The organism is Haemophilus parainfluenzae ATCC 33392 (genome assembly GCF_031191205.1).
Taxonomy (GTDB): domain Bacteria; phylum Pseudomonadota; class Gammaproteobacteria; order Enterobacterales; family Pasteurellaceae; genus Haemophilus_D; species Haemophilus_D parainfluenzae.
In genome coordinates, this window is sequence record NZ_CP133470.1 from 1,940,405 (window position 1) to 1,960,962 (window position 20,558).

General features: G+C 39.1%; 21 protein-coding genes. 11 read left to right on the forward strand and 10 right to left on the reverse strand.

Going from position 1 to position 20,558, the window contains the following annotated elements; translation table 11 throughout:
• Positions 1–49: 49 nt before the first annotated feature.
• Together RDV53_RS09345 and thrS are read right to left on the reverse strand one after the other, a co-directional pair.
• Positions 50–868 (reverse strand): D-hexose-6-phosphate mutarotase, encoded by an 819-nt coding sequence (locus RDV53_RS09345; protein WP_005696158.1) that lies wholly within the window; start codon positions 866–868, stop codon positions 50–52.
• Between the two features lie 126 nt (positions 869–994).
• On the reverse strand, positions 995–2,926 hold the full coding sequence (gene thrS, locus RDV53_RS09350; protein WP_005696159.1) for a threonine--tRNA ligase: 1,932 nt from the start codon (positions 2,924–2,926) through the stop codon (positions 995–997).
• 260 nt (positions 2,927–3,186) lie between these two features.
• Here thrS and RDV53_RS09355 point away from each other — a divergent pair, with 260 nt between their 5' ends.
• From RDV53_RS09355 to RDV53_RS09400, 10 genes are all read left to right on the forward strand, one after another.
• The gene (locus tag RDV53_RS09355) at positions 3,187–3,768 is read left to right on the forward strand and encodes an FMN-dependent NADH-azoreductase (RefSeq protein ID WP_005696160.1); all 582 of its coding nucleotides are present in this window, start codon (positions 3,187–3,189) and stop codon (positions 3,766–3,768) included.
• A gap of 202 nt (positions 3,769–3,970) precedes the next feature.
• Positions 3,971–5,521 carry an anthranilate synthase component I gene (trpE, locus tag RDV53_RS09360; RefSeq protein ID WP_005696162.1) on the forward strand — a complete coding sequence of 517 codons (1,551 nt, stop codon included), beginning with the start codon at positions 3,971–3,973 and terminating at the stop codon, positions 5,519–5,521.
• A 12-nt stretch (positions 5,522–5,533) separates the two neighbouring features.
• Positions 5,534–6,118 carry an aminodeoxychorismate/anthranilate synthase component II gene (locus tag RDV53_RS09365; protein WP_005696163.1) on the forward strand — a complete coding sequence of 195 codons (585 nt, stop codon included), beginning with the start codon at positions 5,534–5,536 and terminating at the stop codon, positions 6,116–6,118.
• 9 nt (positions 6,119–6,127) lie between these two features.
• Positions 6,128–6,514: a tautomerase family protein gene (locus RDV53_RS09370; RefSeq protein WP_005629316.1), complete on the forward strand. Its 387-nt coding sequence runs from the start codon at positions 6,128–6,130 to the stop codon at positions 6,512–6,514.
• A gap of 11 nt (positions 6,515–6,525) precedes the next feature.
• Complete coding sequence (gene trpD / locus RDV53_RS09375; RefSeq protein ID WP_005696164.1) at positions 6,526–7,527, forward strand: anthranilate phosphoribosyltransferase; 1,002 nt, start codon at positions 6,526–6,528, stop codon at positions 7,525–7,527.
• Between the two features lie 41 nt (positions 7,528–7,568).
• On the forward strand, positions 7,569–9,005 hold the full coding sequence (gene trpCF, locus RDV53_RS09380; protein WP_005696165.1) for a bifunctional indole-3-glycerol-phosphate synthase TrpC/phosphoribosylanthranilate isomerase TrpF: 1,437 nt from the start codon (positions 7,569–7,571) through the stop codon (positions 9,003–9,005).
• Between the two features lie 23 nt (positions 9,006–9,028).
• The gene (locus tag RDV53_RS09385; protein WP_005696166.1) at positions 9,029–9,787 is read left to right on the forward strand and encodes an SDR family oxidoreductase; all 759 of its coding nucleotides are present in this window, start codon (positions 9,029–9,031) and stop codon (positions 9,785–9,787) included.
• A 12-nt stretch (positions 9,788–9,799) separates the two neighbouring features.
• Positions 9,800–10,996, forward strand: a complete 1,197-nt coding sequence (gene trpB, locus RDV53_RS09390; protein WP_005696168.1) for a tryptophan synthase subunit beta — start codon at positions 9,800–9,802, stop codon at positions 10,994–10,996.
• Positions 10,996–11,802, forward strand: a complete 807-nt coding sequence (trpA, locus tag RDV53_RS09395; RefSeq protein WP_005696169.1) for a tryptophan synthase subunit alpha — start codon at positions 10,996–10,998, stop codon at positions 11,800–11,802. The genes trpB and trpA overlap by 1 nt, the downstream gene beginning before the upstream one ends.
• A gap of 41 nt (positions 11,803–11,843) precedes the next feature.
• A complete protein-coding gene (locus RDV53_RS09400; RefSeq protein WP_005696170.1) occupies positions 11,844–12,752 on the forward strand; it encodes a hypothetical protein in 909 nt (302 codons plus the stop codon).
• Positions 12,753–12,799: 47 nt separating this feature from the next.
• Here RDV53_RS09400 and RDV53_RS09405 read toward each other — a convergent pair whose 3' ends face one another.
• From RDV53_RS09405 to rplM, 4 genes are all read right to left on the reverse strand, one after another.
• Entirely contained in the window at positions 12,800–13,246 is a 447-nt protein-coding gene (locus RDV53_RS09405; protein ID WP_005696171.1) for a ClpXP protease specificity-enhancing factor, read from the reverse strand.
• Complete coding sequence (gene sspA / locus RDV53_RS09410) at positions 13,246–13,884, reverse strand: stringent starvation protein SspA (protein ID WP_005696172.1); 639 nt, start codon at positions 13,882–13,884, stop codon at positions 13,246–13,248. Before sspA ends, RDV53_RS09405 begins: the two co-directional genes overlap by 1 nt.
• Before the next feature lie 229 nt (positions 13,885–14,113).
• On the reverse strand, positions 14,114–14,506 hold the full coding sequence (gene rpsI, locus RDV53_RS09415) for a 30S ribosomal protein S9 (RefSeq protein ID WP_005696173.1): 393 nt from the start codon (positions 14,504–14,506) through the stop codon (positions 14,114–14,116).
• 16 nt (positions 14,507–14,522) lie between these two features.
• Positions 14,523–14,951, reverse strand: a complete 429-nt coding sequence (rplM, locus tag RDV53_RS09420; RefSeq protein ID WP_005628896.1) for a 50S ribosomal protein L13 — start codon at positions 14,949–14,951, stop codon at positions 14,523–14,525.
• Positions 14,952–15,281: 330 nt separating this feature from the next.
• On the opposite strand from rplM, the gene metF reads away from it, so the two are divergent.
• Positions 15,282–16,172, forward strand: coding sequence for a methylenetetrahydrofolate reductase (metF, locus tag RDV53_RS09425; protein WP_005696175.1), 891 nt, complete (start codon positions 15,282–15,284; stop codon positions 16,170–16,172).
• A gap of 43 nt (positions 16,173–16,215) precedes the next feature.
• On the opposite strand, the gene RDV53_RS09430 is transcribed toward metF, so the two are convergent.
• From RDV53_RS09430 to pheS, 4 genes are all read right to left on the reverse strand, one after another.
• Positions 16,216–16,701, reverse strand: coding sequence for a C40 family peptidase (locus RDV53_RS09430; protein ID WP_005696176.1), 486 nt, complete (start codon positions 16,699–16,701; stop codon positions 16,216–16,218).
• Between the two features lie 47 nt (positions 16,702–16,748).
• The gene (locus RDV53_RS09435) at positions 16,749–17,048 is read right to left on the reverse strand and encodes an integration host factor subunit alpha (RefSeq protein ID WP_005697518.1); all 300 of its coding nucleotides are present in this window, start codon (positions 17,046–17,048) and stop codon (positions 16,749–16,751) included.
• 13 nt (positions 17,049–17,061) lie between these two features.
• Positions 17,062–19,452: a phenylalanine--tRNA ligase subunit beta gene (pheT, locus tag RDV53_RS09440; RefSeq protein WP_005696179.1), complete on the reverse strand. Its 2,391-nt coding sequence runs from the start codon at positions 19,450–19,452 to the stop codon at positions 17,062–17,064.
• Positions 19,453–19,527: 75 nt separating this feature from the next.
• Positions 19,528–20,517 (reverse strand): phenylalanine--tRNA ligase subunit alpha, encoded by a 990-nt coding sequence (gene pheS, locus RDV53_RS09445; RefSeq protein ID WP_005696180.1) that lies wholly within the window; start codon positions 20,515–20,517, stop codon positions 19,528–19,530.
• Positions 20,518–20,558 lie beyond the last annotated feature (41 nt).

The window sequence follows — 20,558 nt, forward strand, 5'->3', positions numbered from 1 at the left end:
AAAATTTTATAGTATTTGCCACGTTTATGCAACAAGGATTTCTATTCCTTTAAATATCAGCGGGTAAAGTACTTATTTCAGCAGAAATACTTTCACCAAATTGAAGTAATTTCTCTAATCTTGCGGTTTCAATACACACCATATTTCGATATCCATCTGCTTTCATTGCACTTGGCGTTTTTTCCCAAGGATTCCATAGCACTATTGAATCGGCATGATGATGGGTAATTTGAATACGTCGATTAAATGCTTTATCAACCAAGAATGTTTTATCTTCCTCTAATGTATAAATACAATCGACGCCCTGCTCAATTTTACGAGTTGAAGGAACATCAGTATGTTTACCTTGTAATGAGTCATAACAACTGCTTGGTAAATTTTGGACTTCAATTTGTGAAATATCACCAATATTAAAATAACTGTGTAATGCTGCTTGAGCTGGTTCTTGGCCTAAATGCGTTAAAGTCATTGTGCATTTATCGGTAAATTCCATTTTCATTTTGGCTTCAATCACACCATATTCAGAAAAGAGTGAAAATTCTAACCGCACTTCATTCGCTTGCAGATCATAATCACTCAATTTCCACAAACGTAAACGCGCTGTACCGTGTGAAGGTTGTTTTACGCCACCAAACCAAGGGTAACAAAGCGGTACACCGCCACGAATCGCGACACCTTGTGTAAAAGGTTCAATCTCACTTAGCCAAAAGATATCCTGCTCAGCCCCTTTAGGCTGCCAATTTAATAGCTGTGCCCCTTGTAATGCAATTCGAGCTGAACCCACAGGGTGATTTAAGGTTAAAACAGGGATTTCATTGATACGTTCTAAAGTTAATTCTGATGTTAATTGTTGAATTTGAGCTGTCATATTCGCCTCCTTGTGATAAGGCTATTATATAGAAGAAAGGGATATTTGAGTTTATTTTTATGCCGTGAATATAAAAAACCGCACATCAAAGTGCGGTCATTTTTAATTAAGATTTTAAAGAGTCAATTACTCTTCACCCAATAATTTCAACTCACGTTGTCTTACTTGAGATTTTAAGATTTCAGCAAATTCTTCAATCGTGAAAGTACCTAAATCTGCACCTTTACGAGTACGTACAGCCACTTTTCCTTCTGCGATTTCTTTATCACCGCAAACTAGCATATAAGGTACGCGACGTAAGGTGTGTTCGCGGATCTTAAAGCCGACTTTCTCATTACGTAAATCTGCTTTAACACGTAATCCAGCATCAGAAAGTTGTTTCACGACTTTTTGCACGTAGTCTGCTTGGCTATCTGTAATATTCATCACAACCGCTTGAACTGGCGCTAACCATGCTGGGAAGAAACCCGCATATTCTTCAGTAATAATACCGATGAAACGCTCAATTGAACCTAAAATCGCACGGTGAATCATAACTGGTGTACGACGGTCATTGTCTTCAGCTACATAAGAAGCATTTAGACGACCTGGTAATGCAAAGTCTAATTGGATAGTACCGCATTGCCATTCACGATCTAAGCAGTCACGTAATGCAAACTCAATTTTAGGACCATAGAATGCACCTTCACCGGCTTGAATTTCATATTCAAGACCGTTATGCGCTAATGCTGCTGCAAGACCTGCTTCTGCACGATCCCACATATCATCAGCACCGATACGTTTTTCAGGACGAGTAGATAATTTCACCTGAATATTTTGGAAACCGAAAGTGCTGTAAATGTCGTAAACCATTTTGATACAGCTAGTTACTTCACTTTCAATTTGATCTTCAGTACAGAAAATGTGGGCATCATCTTGAGTGAAACCACGTACACGCATTAAACCGTGTAAAGAACCCGATGGTTCATTACGGTGACAAGAACCAAATTCCGCCATGCGGATTGGTAAATCACGGTAAGATTTTAAACCTTGGTTAAAGATTTGAACGTGACCTGGACAGTTCATTGGTTTAATCGCATATTCACGGTTTTCTGATTGTGTAGTAAACATCAAATCGCCGTAGTTTTGCCAGTGACCTGTTTTTTCCCATAACACACGGTCCATCATGAACGGACCTTTCACTTCTTGATAATCGTATTCTTTTAATTTTGTACGTACGAAGGTTTCCAATTCACGGAAAATTGTCCAACCATCGTTATGCCAGAACACCATACCCGGTGCTTCTTCTTGCATATGATATAAATCTAACGCTTTACCGATTTTACGGTGGTCACGTTTTGCCGCTTCTTCTAAGCGAGTTAAGTATTCCGCTAATTGTTTTTTATCTGCCCAAGCCGTACCATAGATACGTTGTAACATTTTATTTTTGCTATCACCACGCCAGTAAGCACCTGCAACTTTCATTAATTTGAAGTTGTGGCAGAAACGCATATTTGGCACATGTGGTCCACGACACATATCAATGTATTCTTCGTGATGATAAAGCGCAGGCGTTGCGGTACGTTCGATATTTTCATCTAAGATAGCCATTTTGTATGGCTCGCCGCGTTTTTCAAAAGTATCTCTTGCTTCTTGCCAGCTTACCGGAGTTTTGATGACGTCATAATTGGTTTTCGCCAATTCAAGCATACGTTTTTCGATAGCATCAATGTCTTCTTGCGTTAAAGAACGGTCTAAATCCACGTCATAATAGAAGCCATTTTCAATCGTTGGACCGATTGCCATTTTGACATCGGGGAATAATTGTTTGATTGCGTGACCAAGCAAGTGTGCGCAAGAGTGCCGAATAATTTCTAAACCGTCTTCATCTTTTGCTGTAATAATTTCAAGGTTGGCATCTTCATTGATGATGTCACAAGCATCATGACGTACGCCGTTTACACGGCCCGCGATAGTTGCTTTGGCAAGACCGGCTCCGATATCTTGAGCCACTTCTAACACAGAAACTGGACGATCAAATTCACGTTTAGAACCGTCCGGTAAAGTAATAATAGGCATAATTTTTCCTTATACAGTGGTCGCCCATACGAAAGGCAACATGCAAATAATGATTAAAAACAAACCGCACTTTCATTCACTCCCACTATCGAGCAAACCAAGTGCGGCGGAGAATTTTAGCACTTTCCACCACGCTTGTTAATATCTCACTGAATTCTTTCCAATGAGTAAACAATGATTTTCCTGATAACTACTTTATCGATTCAAAATTTCCGATAAAATGACCGCACTTTTGATAAACACAAATTAAAGGAAACTCTATGAACGTATTAGTATTAAAATCCAGCATCCTTGCAGATAACTCTCAAAGCAATAAATTAGCCGATTACACCATTGAAAAATTAAAAGGTCACAACATTGTGGTACGTGATTTAGCAGCACAACCCCTTCCCCATTTTGATGCAACGGCAGCAACTGCGGTACGTGGCGAACCTAAAACAGCAGAAGAAAATGCGCTTTTAGCCTTATCAGATGAGTTAGTGGCTGAATTAAAAGCAGCAGATATCATCGTAATTGGTGCACCTATGTATAACTTAGGCATCCCAACACAACTTAAATCCTATTTTGATTTTATCGCGCGTCCTCGCGTAACATTCCAATACACCGCAAATGGCCCTGAAGGTTTACTTCAAGGTAAAAAAGCGATTGTGTTAGCAAGCTTTGGTGGCATGTATGATGAAAACAATAATGTGACAAATTACTTAAAAGCGATTTTAGGTTTTGTTGGCATTACCGATGTTCAGTTTGCTTATGTAAAAGGTATCGGATTAGGTGCTGAAGCGATTGAAAAAGCACAACGATCAGCAAGAAATAAAATCGATGAGATCGTTGCTTCTCTCTAATCTCTTAATCTATTCCCTCTATTAAGCCATTTTGAGATATGACTCGAAATGGCTTTTTTCTAATCAACTTCCTCTATTTTTTATATCTTTGATTAAAAATTAAAAAAATATTGTAAAATTACGCCAATTTTTTGATTATTCTCTTGACTTATGCGTCTTGCACTAGTTTAATAGTACAAAAGTTCAAAATACAGGATTGATTATGAAAAATACCCCATTTATTGCGGTAACCTCTCAACCGGTTCCCTATCATGCCGACACCACCGCAATTTTTAATACATTATGCCAACAGAACTCAAATTCTCTTCTTCTCGACTCTGCAGAAATTGGTAGCAAAAATAGCTTACAAAGTCTTATTCTAATTAATGCGGCCGTTAAAATTACTTGCTTAGGCAATCAAGTGACTTTTAGAGCGCTAAATGCGAACGGTAAACAAGTGTTAAAAGAAATTCATCCCGTATTAAGCCAACTTGGTACCGTAAGTGCGGTCAATTTTGACAATGAATTTTCTGTACAATTTGCGCCACTCGATAATCAATTAGATGAAGACAGTAAATTACAAGCTGCAACAATCTTTGATGGTCTTCGTGTAATTTCTAACCATTATCAACATAGCAGTACGCCAGTCTTTTTAGGTGGTTTATTTGCTTATGATTTGGTGGCAAATTTTATTCCAATGCAAGGTGTTGAATTAAAAGATGATGGTATTCACTGCCCGGATTACAGTTTCTATCTCGCGGAAAACTTAATTACCATCGATCACCAAAGCCAACAAGCCACATTAAAAAGCTTCTGTTTTAGTCAAGAAGAACAAGTGGAAGTCGCGAAAACGGCACTTTCTATTGCACAAAAATTAAAAAATATTGATGGCGTACTTTCCATTAAAGCAGCAAGTGATGAGGTCAGTACCAACTTTGAAGATCCTGAATTTACAGGTATCGTTAAAGCGTTAAAACATCACATTAATATTGGTGATGTGTTCCAAATCGTGCCATCCCGCCGTTTTTCATTAACTTGCCCGAATACCCTTGCGAGCTATGCACAATTAAAACATAACAATCCAAGCCCTTATATGTTCTACATGAACGATGAGGATTTCATTTTATTCGGTGCATCACCAGAAAGTGCGTTGAAATATGCGCCAGACAATCGCCAATTAGAAATTTACCCAATTGCAGGTTCTCGCCCACGTGGTTTTGATGCGCATGGTAATATTGACCCAGAATTGGATGCACGCTTGGAATTAGAATTACGTCTTGATCATAAAGAACAAGCTGAACATTTAATGTTGGTAGATTTAGCACGTAATGACATTGCTCGTGTTTGCCAAAGCGGTACACGTAAAGTCGCCGAATTAATGCAAGTGGATCGCTATTCGCACATCATGCATTTGGTTTCTCGCGTGGTGGGTAAACTTCGTCCTGAACTTGATGCCTTACACGCTTATCAAGCTTGTATGAATATGGGGACGTTAACTGGTGCGCCTAAAATTAAAGCCATGCAGTTAATTTATCAATTTGAACAGCAAAAACGCCACAGCTACGGTGGTGCGGTCGGTTATCTCACCTCTGACGGCCGTTTTGATACCTGTATCGTGATTCGTTCTGCCTTTGTACAAAATGACATTGCCCATATTCAAGCAGGTTGTGGTGAAGTATTAGATTCTGATCCTCAAATGGAAGCGGATGAAACTCGCCATAAAGCGGCTGCAGTGCTTAAAGCAATCAAACAAATCAATACCCAAGCAAAATAAGGACGATAAATTATGGCTAATATTCTCTTTTTAGATAATTTTGATTCATTCACTTATAACTTAGTGGATCAATTCCGTGTGCTTGGGCATAACGTAAAAATTTATCGTAATGACACCAATTTAGAACAGGTGGTGCAAGAGGCATTAAATACACCCGATACAATTCTTGCGCTTTCTCCAGGACCAGGTACCCCGGCAGAAGCTGGGATCTTACTCCCACTCATTGAACGTTTAAAAAATGATGTGCCAATTATTGGTATTTGCTTGGGCCATCAAGCGCTTATTCAAGCCTTTGGTGGAGAGGTTGTACATGCAGGCGAAGTATTACATGGTAAAGTATCGCGCATTCAACACGATAACCAAGCTATGTTTAAAGATATTGCCAACCCAATGCCAGTGGCGCGTTATCACTCTTTAATGGGTAAAAATCTACCTAACGAATTTATTGTCAATGCCGATTACAATGATATCGTGATGGCAATTCGTCATAAAACCTTGCCAATCTGTGCTTTCCAATTCCATCCAGAAAGCATCCTTACTGTGCAAGGTTCGAAATTATTACAACAATCTGTGGAATGGTTATTAAACAGAGATTAAGGAAGAAAAATGATTACCGTATATGGATTAAAAGAAGTGCTTGCACCTCGTCGTCAAGATATTGCTGAAGTAATTTATAACTGTTTAAACCTTGGTTTAGACATTCCTCGTGGAAAACATGCAATTCGTTTTTTATGTTTAGATAAAGAAGATTTTCTTTATCCTATCGATCGTAACGATGATTACACCGTTATTGAAATTAACCTGATGCAAGGTCGTATGGAAGGTACGAAAAAACGTTTAATCAAAATGCTCTTCAGCGAACTCGAATACAAAATTGGGATTAAATCTCACAACGTTGAAATTACGATTAAAGAACAACCTGCACACTGCTGGGGTTTCCGTGGTATGACTGGTGATGAAGCACGCGATTTAGATTACGATATTTACGTATAAAGGACGAGATTATGCAAACGGCTCAATTATTAGAACAACTTTACAACGGAAAAACACTTAACAAAGAAGAAAGTGCGGTCATTTTTAATGCCATTATGGAAGGCGAACTGAATAACGAACAAATCGCTGCCATGCTGATTGCGTTAAAAGTACGTGGTGCCACTATTGATGAATTAAGTGGTGCGGTATCTGCGTCTTTGCAAAATGCCAAATCATTCCCTCGCCCTGACTACCCTTTTGCGGATATCGTGGGTACTGGCGGTGATGGTCAAAACACGATTAATATCTCTACGGCGAGTGCGATTGTTGCTGCCTCGATGGGTGCCAAAGTAGCCAAACACGGTAACCGCAGTGTATCAAGCAAATCAGGTGCCAGTGATGTATTAACTGCTCTCGGGGTGAATGTCAACGTCACGCCAGAACAAGCTCGCCAAGCACTTGACGATATTGGGGTATGTTTCTTATTTGCTCAACAATATCACAGTGGGTTTAAACATGTTGCCCCTGTTCGTGCGGCATTAAAAACACGTACGCTTTTTAATATTTTAGGTCCATTAATTAATCCTGCTCGCCCAACTTATCATTTACTTGGCGTGTATGCCCCTGAATTAGTGAAAACCTATGCAGAAACTGCTGTCGCATTAGGTCATCAACATACTTTTGTTGTGCATGGTGCGGGTCTAGATGAAGTGGCTGTACACGGCGAAACACAAGTGGCAGAAATTAAAAACGGCAAAATTGACTACTTCACCTTAACGCCAGAAGATTTTGGTTTAAAAACACAATCTTTAGAAAGTTTACGTGGTGGCGAACCGCAAGAAAATGCCCAATATCTGACCGCACTTTTACAAGGTAAAGGCAAAGCGGAACACGCTAATGCGGTAGCGGCGAATGTGGCATTATTGCTGAAGTTATTTGGTCATGATGACTTAAAACAAAATGTTCAAAATGTATTGGCTCATCTTGCATCAGGCAAAGCGTTTGAGACATTACAACATTTGACTAAATATTAAGATAAAGGCTGATTTGATAAGCCATAATAAGAAGAAAGATTATGATCACGCAAGATTTCACTAAACCAATTGACTCTGCGACGGTGCTGCAAAAAATCGTCTTAGACAAAGCGCAATCGGTTAAGGCAAAGGAAGCTGAATTTCCGCTTTCACAATTTAAAGAAAACATTCAAAAATCAGACCGCTCTTTTTATGATGCGTTGGCTAAAGGCACACATCAAAAACCGGCTTATATTTTGGAATGTAAAAAAGCTTCCCCTTCTAAAGGATTAATTCGTAATGAATTTAATTTAGATGAAATCGCCAATGTATATAAACATTATGCATCAGCTGTTTCTGTGCTAACGGATGAGAAATACTTCCAAGGTAAATTTGACTATTTGCCGCAAGTACGTGACGTTGTCTCACAACCTGTATTGTGCAAAGATTTTATGATCAGCGAATATCAGGTTTATCTCGCGCGCCACTATCAAGCTGATGCTATTTTATTGATGCTTTCAGTGGTGAATGATGAAACCTATCGAGTACTAGCTGATCTGGCGCATTCTCTTGGCATGGGCGTATTGACAGAAACCAGCAACGAAGAAGAGTTTGAGCGTGCCCTTGCATTAGGTGCAAAAATTATCGGCGTCAACAATCGTAATCTTCACGATCTCACTGTTGATTTAAACCGCGTGGTAGAACTCACACAAAAATATGCCGATCGCATTCCTGCTGATGCACGTATTATCAGCGAATCAGGGATTTATAATCACAGTCAAATTCGTGATTTGCAAAAAGTGGCACATGGCTTTTTAATCGGTAGCAGCCTAATGGGCAGTGCTGATTTAAATAATGCTGTGCGTGAAGTGATTTTTGGAGAAAATAAAGTATGCGGTTTAACTCGCACGCAAGATGTCAAAGAGGTTTACGCAAACGGAGCATTATACGGCGGCTTAATTTTCGCCGAACATTCAAAACGCTGTGTGAGCCTACGTCAAGCCCAAGAATTAGTGACAGCATCACCACTTCGTTTTGTGGGCGTATTCCAGAATCAAGAAATTGATTTTATTGTAAAAATCGCTAAACAATTGCAGCTTTATGCCGTTCAGCTACACGGTTCAGAAACCGCTGAATTTATTACCGCACTTCGTCACCAACTGCCTGAAGAAATACAAATTTGGAAAGCCATTTCGGTGAATACTGAAGCACAAAGTGCGGTTGATTTTACGGATGATTTAAATATCACTCGCTATATTTTCGATAGCCAATCCGCTAATCAACAAGGTGGCACAGGAAAAACCTTTAATTGGTCACTCATGCCTGAAAACTTGAAACACAAAATTATTTTGGCTGGTGGCATTTCACCTGACAATATTGAACAAGCCATTAAGCAAGGTTGCTTAGGGGTGGATCTCAATTCTGGTGTAGAAACTACCGCTGGCGTGAAAGATAGCGAAAAAGTGCGGTCAGTTTTTAAGACGATTTTGTCAAATTAATCTGATTGCTAAGGGGAAGCATTATGCAAAGAACAGCGTTAGTAACCGGCGCAACTGCCGGATTTGGTACGGCAATTTGTCGCACACTCATTGAAAATGGCTATCGTGTAATTGGCACGGGGCGGCGCGTAGCTCGTTTAGAACAATTACAGCAAGAATTAGGTGAAAACTTCCACTTTCTTGCCTTTGATATTTCAGATCGCCAAGCAACAGAAGATGCGTTCCATTCACTTCCCGCTAGTTGGCAATCCATTGATTTATTAGTGAATAATGCAGGATTAGCATTAGGCTTAGAAAGTGCAGATAAAGCGAATTTAGACGATTGGATGCAAATGATTGATACCAATATTAAAGGTCTCGTCACCATTACTCGACTTGTTTTACCACAAATGGTAGAACGCAATTCAGGTCACATTATTAATTTAGGCTCAATTGCAGGCACTTATCCTTATCCAGGCGGAAATATATACGGTGGCACTAAAGCTTTTATCAAACAATTTAGTTTAAATCTTCGTGCTGATCTTGCAGGCACACAAATTCGCGTGACCAATGTTGAGCCAGGTCTTTGTGGTGGAACTGAATTTTCGAATGTTCGCTTTAAAGGTGACGATGCCCGAGCAGAAAAACTCTATGAAAATGTGGAATATGTCAGTCCACAAGATATTGCTAATATTGTGTTATGGCTCAATCAACAACCTGAACATGTCAATATTAATCGCATTGAAGTGATGCCAACTGCTCAAACCTTTGCACCACTTAATGTCGCAAGAATTCAAAAATAACAAGGAAATATTATGTCAGAAACCCTTTTAAATCCTTATTTCGGTGAATTTGGCGGAATGTACGTACCGGAAATTCTCGTACCGGTACTACAGCAGCTAGAAAAAGCCTTTGTTGAAGCAAAAGATGATCCTGAATTCCAACGTGAATTTCAAGATTTACTTAAAAATTATGCGGGCAGACCAACCGCACTTACCCTTTGCCGTAATTTAACCAAAGGCACAAAAGCAAAAATTTATTTAAAACGTGAAGATTTACTTCACGGTGGTGCCCATAAAACCAACCAAGTATTAGGTCAAATTTTATTGGCAAAACGCATGGGTAAAACACGCATTATCGCGGAAACCGGTGCGGGCCAACATGGTGTTGCGACAGCCCTTGCTTGTGCAATGTTAGATATGCCTTGCCGTGTTTATATGGGGGCAAAAGACGTAGAACGTCAATCACCAAACGTATTCCGTATGCGTTTAATGGGTGCGGAAGTGATTCCTGTACAAAAAGGTTCTTGCTCATTAAAAGATGCATGCTGTGAAGCGATGCGTGATTGGTCAGCCAATTATGAAAACACCCATTATTTATTGGGTACGGCGGCAGGTCCTCACCCATTCCCAACCATTGTGCGTGAATTCCAAAAAATGATTGGTGAAGAAACCAAACGTCAAATCTTAGAAAAAGAAGATCGCTTACCGGATGCCGTTATTGCTGCAGTCGGTGGCGGTTCGAATGCCATTGGTATGTTTACTGACTTTATCGATGAAAAAGGTGTGCGATTAATTGGTGTGGAACCTGCAGGTCACGGCATTGAAAGTGGGGAACATGGTGCACCATTGGGCCATGCAAAAGTCGGCATTTATTTCGGTATGAAATCACCTTTAATGCAAACTGAAGATGGTCAAGTGGAAGAATCCTACTCTATTTCTGCTGGATTAGACTTCCCTTCTGTAGGACCTCAACATGCTTACTTGCAAAGTATTGGTCGTGCAGAATACCCAAGTATTACAGATGATGAAGCATTAAACGCTTTCCAAGAATTAGCAAAACATGAAGGAATTATTCCTGCATTGGAAAGTTCTCATGCATTAGCACATGCGCTAAAAATGATTCATCAAGAACCGAATAAAGAACAAATTTTAGTGGTGAATCTCTCTGGTCGTGGTGATAAAGATATTTTCACCGTTGATAAAGTTTTAAAAGAAAAAGGAATGCAATAATGAGCCGTTTTGAAACTAAATTTGCAGAACTTGCAGCGAAAAAAGAAGGGGCTTTTGTACCTTTCGTCACATTATGCGATCCAACATTTGATCGCTCTTTTGAGATTATTTGCACGTTAGTCGAAAATGGCGCAGATGCGTTGGAATTAGGTTTTCCATTTTCTGATCCACTATTAGACGGTCCCGTTATCCAGGCGGCTAATAACCGTGCGCTCAATGCGGGCCATAGCACTGAGGATAGCTTTAAATTACTCGCTAAAGTGCGGTCAAAATATCCAGAAATTCCGATTAGTTTACTTCTTTGTGCGAATTTAATTTTTGCGAAAGGCTTAGATAATTTCTATCAACGTTGTGCAGAAGTCGGCGTAGATGCGGTTTTAGTGGCAGATATTCCACTATTGGCAAAAGAAGACTATGTTCAAGCCGCTAAAAAACATGGCATTCAACCTGTCTTTATTTGCCCACCAAATGCTGATGCCAAAACGGTACAAGGCGTTGCTGAAAACAGCGAAGGCTATACCTATTTAGTGTCTCGTGCAGGTGTAACAAGTGCAGAGAATCAAGCTCATGCCGCAAACTTAGATACACTTGTAGAACAACTTAAAGCCCACAAGGCTCCACCAATTCTACAAGGTTTTGGTATTGCTCAACCTGCTCAAGTGAAAGAAGCCCTTCAACTGGGTGCAGCTGGCGCAATTTCAGGGTCTGCGACCGTAAAAATCATTGAGCGAAACTTAGATAATCAGGCTCACTGCTTATCTGAACTCGCCGAGTTTGTTCGCAATATGAAAGCAGCAACAAAATAATTAATAGAAATTTTTATATTACAGCTTAAGGAACCCCAAAAATGTCTTTTCTAATGCCTTTTCTGAGGAAACAATTCGCTTTCTGGCGTATTTTTCTTTACTTTCTAGCTTTTACTACACTTTATGCTAGATTGGTATCTCAATTCTTATTCTCAAACTTGGCTCTCCCTACTGGGGTAGGCGTCTTAAGTAATGCAGTTTTATTTGGCTATGCTGCTTTTTTTTCTGGAGGCATGTTTTTTTTAATTTACTTTATGCTGATTTGGGGAATATCCACCGGATTTATTCTCGGATTATGTCAATTTAGGAGAAGCGTTAAAGGCATTCTTAGTGCAACCATTATCGGAACACTCACCGCTGGAATTTCTTTTTATATCACAACAAATGATATTAACCTTTACCTCTGCCTTTTCCATGGTGCATTAGCTGCAATTTTTGGCCTAATCGCTTTTCCAAATAAAGCGGGAATTCTCTTAGAATCCCAAATCATGCATAAAATACTGCCTAAGGCAGTTTCAACGGGAGTAAATCTAACTGACCAAGTCATAGAAAAAAAAGGCTTTGCCTCTTACCGTTGGTTAATTCCTCTTGTATTTACTTTGCTTGGCACTATTATTTTTGGAATCACATCCATATTATTAACACAAGTGACAGATCTAGATAGCATCGTAGCATTAATGCTTTTAATGATGGTTATTGCTGTGTTACCGATGTTATTCACTGGTCTTACCGTCATGTTTGCACGATTCCACAAGAATTTTCGCCATCTTGCCTTTAGCGTTCTGATTGGTGTGTTATATTACAGTTTGATAGCTTCTTTATTTAATGATAGTAATATTGAAATCATCAGATTATTTGCAATACAAAACTACATGCCCTTAATTATTGCCATTATTTTATCTGCATTGATTTCATTTAAAAAGATTACACCAATTAACAAAATCCAATAGACAAAAAAAGTGCGGTCAAAATTAACCGCACTTTTGTTTTTCTTTCCTTAATCCACAATTCGTAAATGAGATGCTGATTTCTGTGGTTTCTTTTCCGTCTTAGGCTTATCTACCGCTTCAGCAAAACTTAATGGCTGTTCTGATGTCGGCTCACGATTGAGTTCATCGTAAATTTCTTCTGGCTCAAACATCACGCCATCACCATTTTCACGTGCATAAATAGCTAAAGCCGCGCCCATCGGAATATATAACTCACGAGCAACACCTTTGAAACGTGCATTAAACTGAATAAAATCATTCGTTAATTTCAAATTCCCTGTCGCCCCAGCAGAAAGATTTAAGACGATTTGTCCATCTTTCACGTATTCCACAGGCACATTGGTACCATAATAATTAGCATCTACCACTAAATATGGGGTGAAATCATTATCCACTAACCAATCATAATAGGCTCTTAGTAAATAAGGGCGTTTTGGAGAAGGTGTATGAGCCATTATTTATCATCCATTAAATTTTTAGGTGCAGCCTCACCTACAGATTGTAAGAATGAATCACGGCTAAATACTCGATCCATATAGCCTTTGATTGCTTTGCTTCCTGTACCGCTAAATTCAACACCCATATTGCGTAATTTCCATAATAATGGTGCAACATAGCAATCGACTAAGCCAAACTCTTCACTCATAAAATAAGGGGTTTGTTGGAAGATAACCGATACCGCTAACAATTCTTCTTTTAGCTGTTTTAATGCTTCTTCACGTTCAACTTCCGTGCCTTTTTCAGCAATTTCTAATGTTGGGTACCAATCTTGTTCGATACGTAACATTAAAAGACGGCTTTTCGCACGAGAAACTGGATAAACTGGCATAAGTGGAGGATGTGGAAAACGCTCATCAAGATATTCCATAATAATGCGTGAGCTGAATAACACTAAATCACGATCCACCAAGGTTGGTAATGTGCCGTAAGGATTTAATTCCATTAAATCTTCTGATAATGCTTGCAGATCAACTTCTTCGTTTTCGTAAGCGACACCTTTTTCAGCTAAAACAATTTTTACCTGATGGCAGTAAATGTCATTTTTATTTGAAAAAAGAGTCATTACTGAACGTTTACTTGATGCATTGGACATTTATTCCTCCGAAGATCCAAACTAACTTATATACTTCTACTAAAAACGGGCGATTATTTTAACATAACCGATAGGTGAATTGCTAACAATTTCTTATTTTTACTTTAAAATCAAACAATTATAAACGCATGATAAGAAATCAAAGAACGGGAATTTTTAATTAATTTGTTTTTTACAGACATAAAAAAGCAGAGATTTCTCTCTGCTTTCTTGAAACGATAATAAAAAATTAACGTTTGGAGTATTGTGGACGACGACGTGCTTTGTGTAAACCAACTTTTTTACGTTCAACGCGACGTGCGTCACGAGTAACGAAGCCAGCTGCACGAAGAGCAGGACGTAAAGTCTCATCATATTCCATTAATGCACGAGTGATACCGTGACGGATTGCACCCGCTTGACCAGAAATACCACCACCTTTAACAGTGATGTATAGGTCTAATTTATCAGTTAATTCCACTAATTCTAACGGTTGACGTACGATCATACGAGCTGTTTCGCGACCGAAATATACGTCTAATTCACGTTGGTTGATAGTGATTTTACCACTGCCCGGTTTGATAAATACACGAGCTGAAGAGCTTTTGCGGCGACCAGTGCCGTAGTTTTGATTCTCTGCCATTTCCTAAACCTCGTGATTAAATGTCTAATACTTGTGGTTGTTGTGCTGCGTGTTGGTGTTCTGCACCCGCATACACTTTTAATTTACGGAACATTGCACGGCCTAATGGACCTTTTGGCAACATACCTTTAACCGCAATTTCAATCACCGCTTCAGGACGGCGAGCGATCATTTCTTTGAAAGTCGCTTGTTTGATACCACCTACATAGCCAGTGTGCCAGTAGTAAAGTTTATCTGTTTCTTTACGACCAGTTACTGCCACTTTGTCTGCGTTGATAACGATGATGTAATCACCAGTATCTACGTGTGGAGTGTACTCAGCCTTGTGTTTACCACGAAGACGGCGTGCTAATTCAGTAGCTAAACGACCTAAAGTTTTACCTGTCGCATCTACCACATACCAGTCACGTTTTACTGTTTCCGGTTTTGCTACAAAAGTTTTCATTAATTAATTACCAAAATATAAGTTTGATACCCAGTGTTCCATATTGTTTGAAACACAACCATTAATCTTAATCTCCACCCCTTCGAGTGTGATCTCGATAAAATAATGCACGGTGGGAATCCGTGCATTTACAGGGTCGGCGTATTATACCTATTTTTAGAAAAAATGCTAACTTTTTGTGCAAATAAATTTGATTTTCTTTTAAAATACAACGCGTAATAAATAATCATTAATTTCATTCATCATTTTGATGAAATCATTGAAATTGACGCATATTAGTTCTTATCTTATGATAAGCGCATTCTAATAAAAAATGTAAGAAGGCATGCTATGAGCTACGCAAACGAAATTAACACATTAAATCAACATCTTGCTGATACTAACAAAAAAATCAATGTCTCCTTTGAATTCTTTCCGCCTAAAAATGAAAAAATGGAAAGCATGCTTTGGGATTCCATTCATCGCTTAAAAGTATTAAATCCTAAATTTGTCTCCGTCACCTATGGCGCAAACTCTGGGGAACGTGATCGTACACATAGCATCGTGAAAGCTATTAAAGCAGAAACTGGCATAGAAGCTGCACCACATTTAACGGGTATTGATGCCACACCTGAAGAATTAAAAGAAATTGCAAAAGATTATTGGGGTAGCGGTATTCGTCGCATTGTAGCTTTACGCGGTGATGAGCCAAAAGGCTATGCTAAAAAACCTTTCTATGCGGCTGATTTAGTTGAACTACTCCGCTCCGTAGCTGATTTTGATATCTCCGTTGCAGCATATCCTGAGGTTCACCCTGAAGCAAAATCAGCACAAGCAGATTTAATCAATTTGAAACGTAAAATTGATGCGGGCGCTAATCATGTCATTACTCAATTCTTCTTTGATATTGATAGTTATCTTCGCTTCCGAGACCGCTGTGCATCCATTGGTATTGAGGCTGAAATTGTTCCGGGTATTCTACCTGTCACTAACTTCAAACAACTTCAAAAAATGGCATCATTTACGAATGTAAAAATTCCAGCATGGTTGGCTAAAGCATATGAAGGATTAGATGATGATCCTACTACTCGTAATCTCGTCGCGGCGAGTGTGGCAATGGATATGGTAAAAATCCTTTCTCGTGAAGGCGTGAATGACTTCCACTTCTACACATTAAATCGTAGTGAACTCACTTATGCGATTTGCCACACATTAGGCATTCGCCCTACAACAAATCCATAAAGAAAAAGTGCGGTTAAAATTAACCGCACTTTTTTTATTTCCACTATACTCGTCTAACTTGCCAAAAAGCTTTTTTCCAATAAGGGCTATTCATCGAAGAATAAATCACGCCACCTTTAGTTGAAGCGTGTAAAAATTTATCTTCTTTCACATAAATCCCCACATGATAGCCATTTGGTCCGCGTCCCGTTTTAAAGAAAATTAAATCGCCTGTTTGGATATCTTCTTTACGAACAAGTTTTCCGTAACCCGCTTGATCTTTCGTCGTTCGAGGAAGGTTGATATTAAAACGATCAATAAAGGTTTTTTGCACAAAACCAGAACAATCAATACCACCACGAGACTGCCCACCTAACACATAAGGTGTACCCGCCCATTCGTATTGTTGTTCACTTAACATGGCAATCGCTATAATCGGATCTCCAATCTGACCTTTATAGTTCATAGCATATTCTTCACGAACACCACTTGAACAAGCAAAAAGCAAAAAACTTCCTGCGACTAAAAAAGCACATTTAATCTTATTCATGTTCAATCCTGACAAAAGTGCGGTCAAAAACGACCGCACTTTTATTACTATTGTTTTGGCTTGGTATTTTCCACGCGAGCACGTAATTTCTGCCCTGGCTTGAATGCCACTACACGGCGCGCAGAAACAGGAATGCTTTCACCTGTTTTTGGATTACGCCCTGGACGGGAAGCTTTATTACGAAGTTCAAAATTACCAAAACCGGATAATTTCACTTCACCACCAGATTCTAACGATAAACGAATTTCCTCAAAAAAGTCTTCCACTAATGCTTTAGCTTCCGCTTTTTGTAATTGATACTTATCTAATAAGTATTCAGTAATATCAATTTTTGTAATCGTTGCCATGTTAGTCTCCTGTTTAGTCTCTAAGCTCCGCATTAAAGCGTTGTTTAACTTCGTTTAATACAGCAGAGATTACCGCATTAATCTCATCATCTTCAAGCGTTTTTTCATTATCTTGAATGGTTAAACTGATTGCTAAGCTCTTATGTCCGCTAGCAACGCCAATGCCTTGATATACATCGAATAAATTGACTTGTGTTAATTTTTCTCCGCCGGCTTGTTTACATGCTTCGATAATATCGCCTGCTGGCACATTATCAGCAACGATTAAAGCTAAGTCACGACGGTTTGCTGGGAATTTTGAAATCTCTTTAGCTTGAACCACACGACGATTTGCAATGGCATCCCATAAAATTTCAAAAACAACCGCTTTGCCATTTAATCCTAATTTTTGAGCGATAAGTGGATGAATAGTTCCAATAAAACCAATTTCTTTTCCATCTAATTCAATTGAAGCAGATTGTCCTGGGTGCAATGCACTGTGTGCTTTTGCCACAAACTTAACACGACTCCCCACTTCAGTGAGAGAAAGAATGCTTTCTAAATCACCTTTAAGATCAAAGAAATCAACATTTTCGGCCTTACCTGTCCAAGATTCAGATTTAGCGGTACCTGTAATTACACCAGCAAGAACAAACTCTTGGCGAATGCCAAATTCTGCATTAGCATCAGGAACAAAACGTAATCCCGTTTCAAATAAACGCACGCGATTTTGTTGACGATTTTGGTTGTATAGTACCGCACCGAGTAATCCACTTAACAATGAAACGCGCATTGCTGACATTTCAACTGAAATTGGGTTTGGCAATACAAGCGCTTCAATTTCTGGATGAAGTAAAGTCTGTACTTTTGGATCAACGAAGCTATAAGTAATCGCCTCTTGATAATCTGCATCCACAAGTGCGGTCTTAATTCTGCTTAATTCTAAATCGGCTTCTTTATGCTCACGCATACGAAGATGTGCTAATGGTGCGTTATTTGGAATGCTGTTATAGCCATAAATACGTGCCACTTCTTCAATGAGATCTTCTTCGATTTCAATATCAAAACGCCAGCTTGCAGAAGTTACGGTCCAAACATCATTAGCATATTTCACGGCGAAACCTAAACGCTCAAAAATCTCGGTCACGGTTTCAGTTTCGATATGATGACCTAATAAGCTATCTAATTTTTCACGACGTAAAGTGACTTCATTGACTTTTGGTAAATATTGCTCACTCACCACTTCACAAATTTCACCAGCTTCACCACCACAAATTTCAAGTAACAATGCTGTTGCACGTTCCATTGCGTGACGTTGTAGCGTAAAATCAACACCGCGTTCAAAACGATGTGAAGAATCAGTGTGTAAACCATATTGTCTCGCGCGTCCTGCAATCGCTAGTGGTGCAAAGAATGCGGCTTCTAAAATCACATCTTTTGTTGTTTCCGCATCAACACCGCTTGCTTGACCACCAAAGATACCCGCCATTGCTAATGGACCAGTTTGGTCTGCAATCACTAAAGTATTCGATTGTAATTTTGCGGTTGTACCATCTAATAAAACAAGTTCTTCGCCGTTATTGGCTAAACGTACTTGAACAGGTTGAGACACTTTTGATGCATCAAAAGCATGCATTGGTTGACCTAATTCAAGTAAAACATAGTTGGTAATGTCCACAATAGGATCGATAGAACGAATACCACAACGACGTAATTTTTCTTGTAACCAAATTGGTGATTGCGCTTTAACATTCACATTTTTCACCACGCGCAATAAATAACGAGGGCATGCTTCTGGCGCTTTTAATTCAATTTGAACTTTATCTGAAATCGTTGCAGGTACGGCATCAAAGTGTGGTTGATTAACAACTTGTTTATTAACCACACCAACTTCACGAGCAACACCTGCAATACTTAAACAATCTGCACGGTTTGGCGTTAAGCTAATTTCAATGGCTTTATCATCTAAATCTAAATATTCGCGTAGATTTGTGCCTACTGGTGCATCTAACGGTAGCTCAATAATACCATCTGCATCCACATCAATGCCTAATTCAGAGAATGAGCAAAGCATCCCTTCTGAAGGTTGACCGCGTAATTTAGTTTTTTTAATTTTAAAATCACCAGGTAATACGGCACCTTCAGTTGCACATGCCACTTTTAAACCTTGACGGCAATTTGGTGCACCACAAACGATATCTAATAAACGGTCGCCACCAACATTTACTTTAGTGACTCGTAATTTGTCTGCATCTGGGTGTTGTGCACATTCAACAACTTCACCTACAACCACACCGGTAAAGTCGCCAGCTACTTTTTCAACGCCGTCAACTTCTAAACCAAGCATAGTGATTTGATCACATAACTGCTCTGTTGAAATTGATGGATTAACCCATTCTCTCACCCAATTTTCGCTAAATTTCATTATCTCTGTATCCTTTATTGATGAACGTGTTACGTTCTAAATTAATCATTATCGTCAATTTAACCCAACGGTTAATTACTTAAATTGTTTTAAAAAACGTAAGTCGTTTTCAAAGAATGAACGTAAATCTGTGACGTTGTAGCGTAACATGGTTAAACGCTCAACCCCCATACCTACTGCGAAGCCAGAATATTCATTTGGATCAATACCTACGTTACGTAACACATTAGGATGCACCATACCACAACCTAATACTTCTAACCATTTACCGTTTTTGCCCATTACATCGACTTCTGCAGAAGGTTCGGTGAATGGGAAATAAGAAGGACGGAAGCGAACTTGTAAATCTTCTTCAAAAAATGCACGTAAGAAATCGTGTAATAAACCTTTTAACTCGGTGAAGTTTGCTTTTTTATCTACATAAAGTAATTCAATTTGATGGAACATTGGTGTGTGTGTTTGATCGTAGTCGTTACGATATACACGACCTGGCGCCATAATACGAATAGGCGGCTGCATTTTTACCATGGTACGAATTTGCACACCGGAGGTTTGTGTACGAAGTAATAATTCAGGATTAAACCAGAATGTATCGTGATCAGCACGTGCTGGGTGATGTTTAGGGATATTTAATGCATCGAAATTGTAATAATCACTTTCAATTTCGGGACCGGTTTCCACAGAAAAACCTAACTCTGAAAAGAATTTTGTTACGCGATTGATGGTAATGGTAACGGGGTGTAAACCACCCGCTTCTGTTTTACGACCAGGAAGGCTCACATCAATACGTTCTTTTTCTAATTTCGCATTGAGTTCAGCTTGCTCCCATTCTGCTTTTTTAGCATTTAAAAAATCTAACGCAGCTTGTTTCGCTTCATTGATTTTAGCGCCCATTGCTGGACGCTCTTCTGCAGCAACATTACGCAATTCCTGCATAAGTTGGGTAAAATGCCCTTTTTTACCAAAATATTCCACACGAATTTCATCTAATGTGGCTAAACTTTTATTTTCGATTTGTTCAATCGCTGATTTTGCTTTCTCAACAAGATCTTTCAGATGTTGCATAGTTTCCCCTGATTATCTTTTCTAACTAAAAATACGCTTAA

Excerpts from the sequence above, each read along its gene's own strand:
- trpD (WP_005696164.1), top strand. The coding sequence starts at position 6,526 with ATGCAAACGGCTCAATTATTAGAACAACTTTACAACGGAAAAACACTT.
- RDV53_RS09400 (WP_005696170.1), top strand. The coding sequence starts at position 11,844 with ATGTCTTTTCTAATGCCTTTTCTGAGGAAACAATTCGCTTTCTGGCGT.
- rplM (WP_005628896.1), bottom strand. The coding sequence starts at position 14,951 with ATGAAAACTTTTGTAGCAAAACCGGAAACAGTAAAACGTGACTGGTAT.
- trpA (WP_005696169.1), top strand. The coding sequence starts at position 10,996 with ATGAGCCGTTTTGAAACTAAATTTGCAGAACTTGCAGCGAAAAAAGAA.
- RDV53_RS09345 (WP_005696158.1), bottom strand. The coding sequence starts at position 868 with ATGACAGCTCAAATTCAACAATTAACATCAGAATTAACTTTAGAACGT.
- RDV53_RS09385 (WP_005696166.1), top strand. The coding sequence starts at position 9,029 with ATGCAAAGAACAGCGTTAGTAACCGGCGCAACTGCCGGATTTGGTACG.
- sspA (WP_005696172.1), bottom strand. The coding sequence starts at position 13,884 with ATGTCCAATGCATCAAGTAAACGTTCAGTAATGACTCTTTTTTCAAAT.
- pheS (WP_005696180.1), bottom strand. The coding sequence starts at position 20,517 with ATGCAACATCTGAAAGATCTTGTTGAGAAAGCAAAATCAGCGATTGAA.
- pheT (WP_005696179.1), bottom strand. The coding sequence starts at position 19,452 with ATGAAATTTAGCGAAAATTGGGTGAGAGAATGGGTTAATCCATCAATT.
- trpB (WP_005696168.1), top strand. The coding sequence starts at position 9,800 with ATGTCAGAAACCCTTTTAAATCCTTATTTCGGTGAATTTGGCGGAATG.
- rpsI (WP_005696173.1), bottom strand. The coding sequence starts at position 14,506 with ATGGCAGAGAATCAAAACTACGGCACTGGTCGCCGCAAAAGCTCTTCA.
- RDV53_RS09405 (WP_005696171.1), bottom strand. The coding sequence starts at position 13,246 with ATGGCTCATACACCTTCTCCAAAACGCCCTTATTTACTAAGAGCCTAT.
- RDV53_RS09435 (WP_005697518.1), bottom strand. The coding sequence starts at position 17,048 with ATGGCAACGATTACAAAAATTGATATTACTGAATACTTATTAGATAAG.
- trpCF (WP_005696165.1), top strand. The coding sequence starts at position 7,569 with ATGATCACGCAAGATTTCACTAAACCAATTGACTCTGCGACGGTGCTG.
- RDV53_RS09370 (WP_005629316.1), top strand. The coding sequence starts at position 6,128 with ATGATTACCGTATATGGATTAAAAGAAGTGCTTGCACCTCGTCGTCAA.
- RDV53_RS09355 (WP_005696160.1), top strand. The coding sequence starts at position 3,187 with ATGAACGTATTAGTATTAAAATCCAGCATCCTTGCAGATAACTCTCAA.
- thrS (WP_005696159.1), bottom strand. The coding sequence starts at position 2,926 with ATGCCTATTATTACTTTACCGGACGGTTCTAAACGTGAATTTGATCGT.
- RDV53_RS09430 (WP_005696176.1), bottom strand. The coding sequence starts at position 16,701 with ATGAATAAGATTAAATGTGCTTTTTTAGTCGCAGGAAGTTTTTTGCTT.
- RDV53_RS09365 (WP_005696163.1), top strand. The coding sequence starts at position 5,534 with ATGGCTAATATTCTCTTTTTAGATAATTTTGATTCATTCACTTATAAC.
- trpE (WP_005696162.1), top strand. The coding sequence starts at position 3,971 with ATGAAAAATACCCCATTTATTGCGGTAACCTCTCAACCGGTTCCCTAT.
- metF (WP_005696175.1), top strand. The coding sequence starts at position 15,282 with ATGAGCTACGCAAACGAAATTAACACATTAAATCAACATCTTGCTGAT.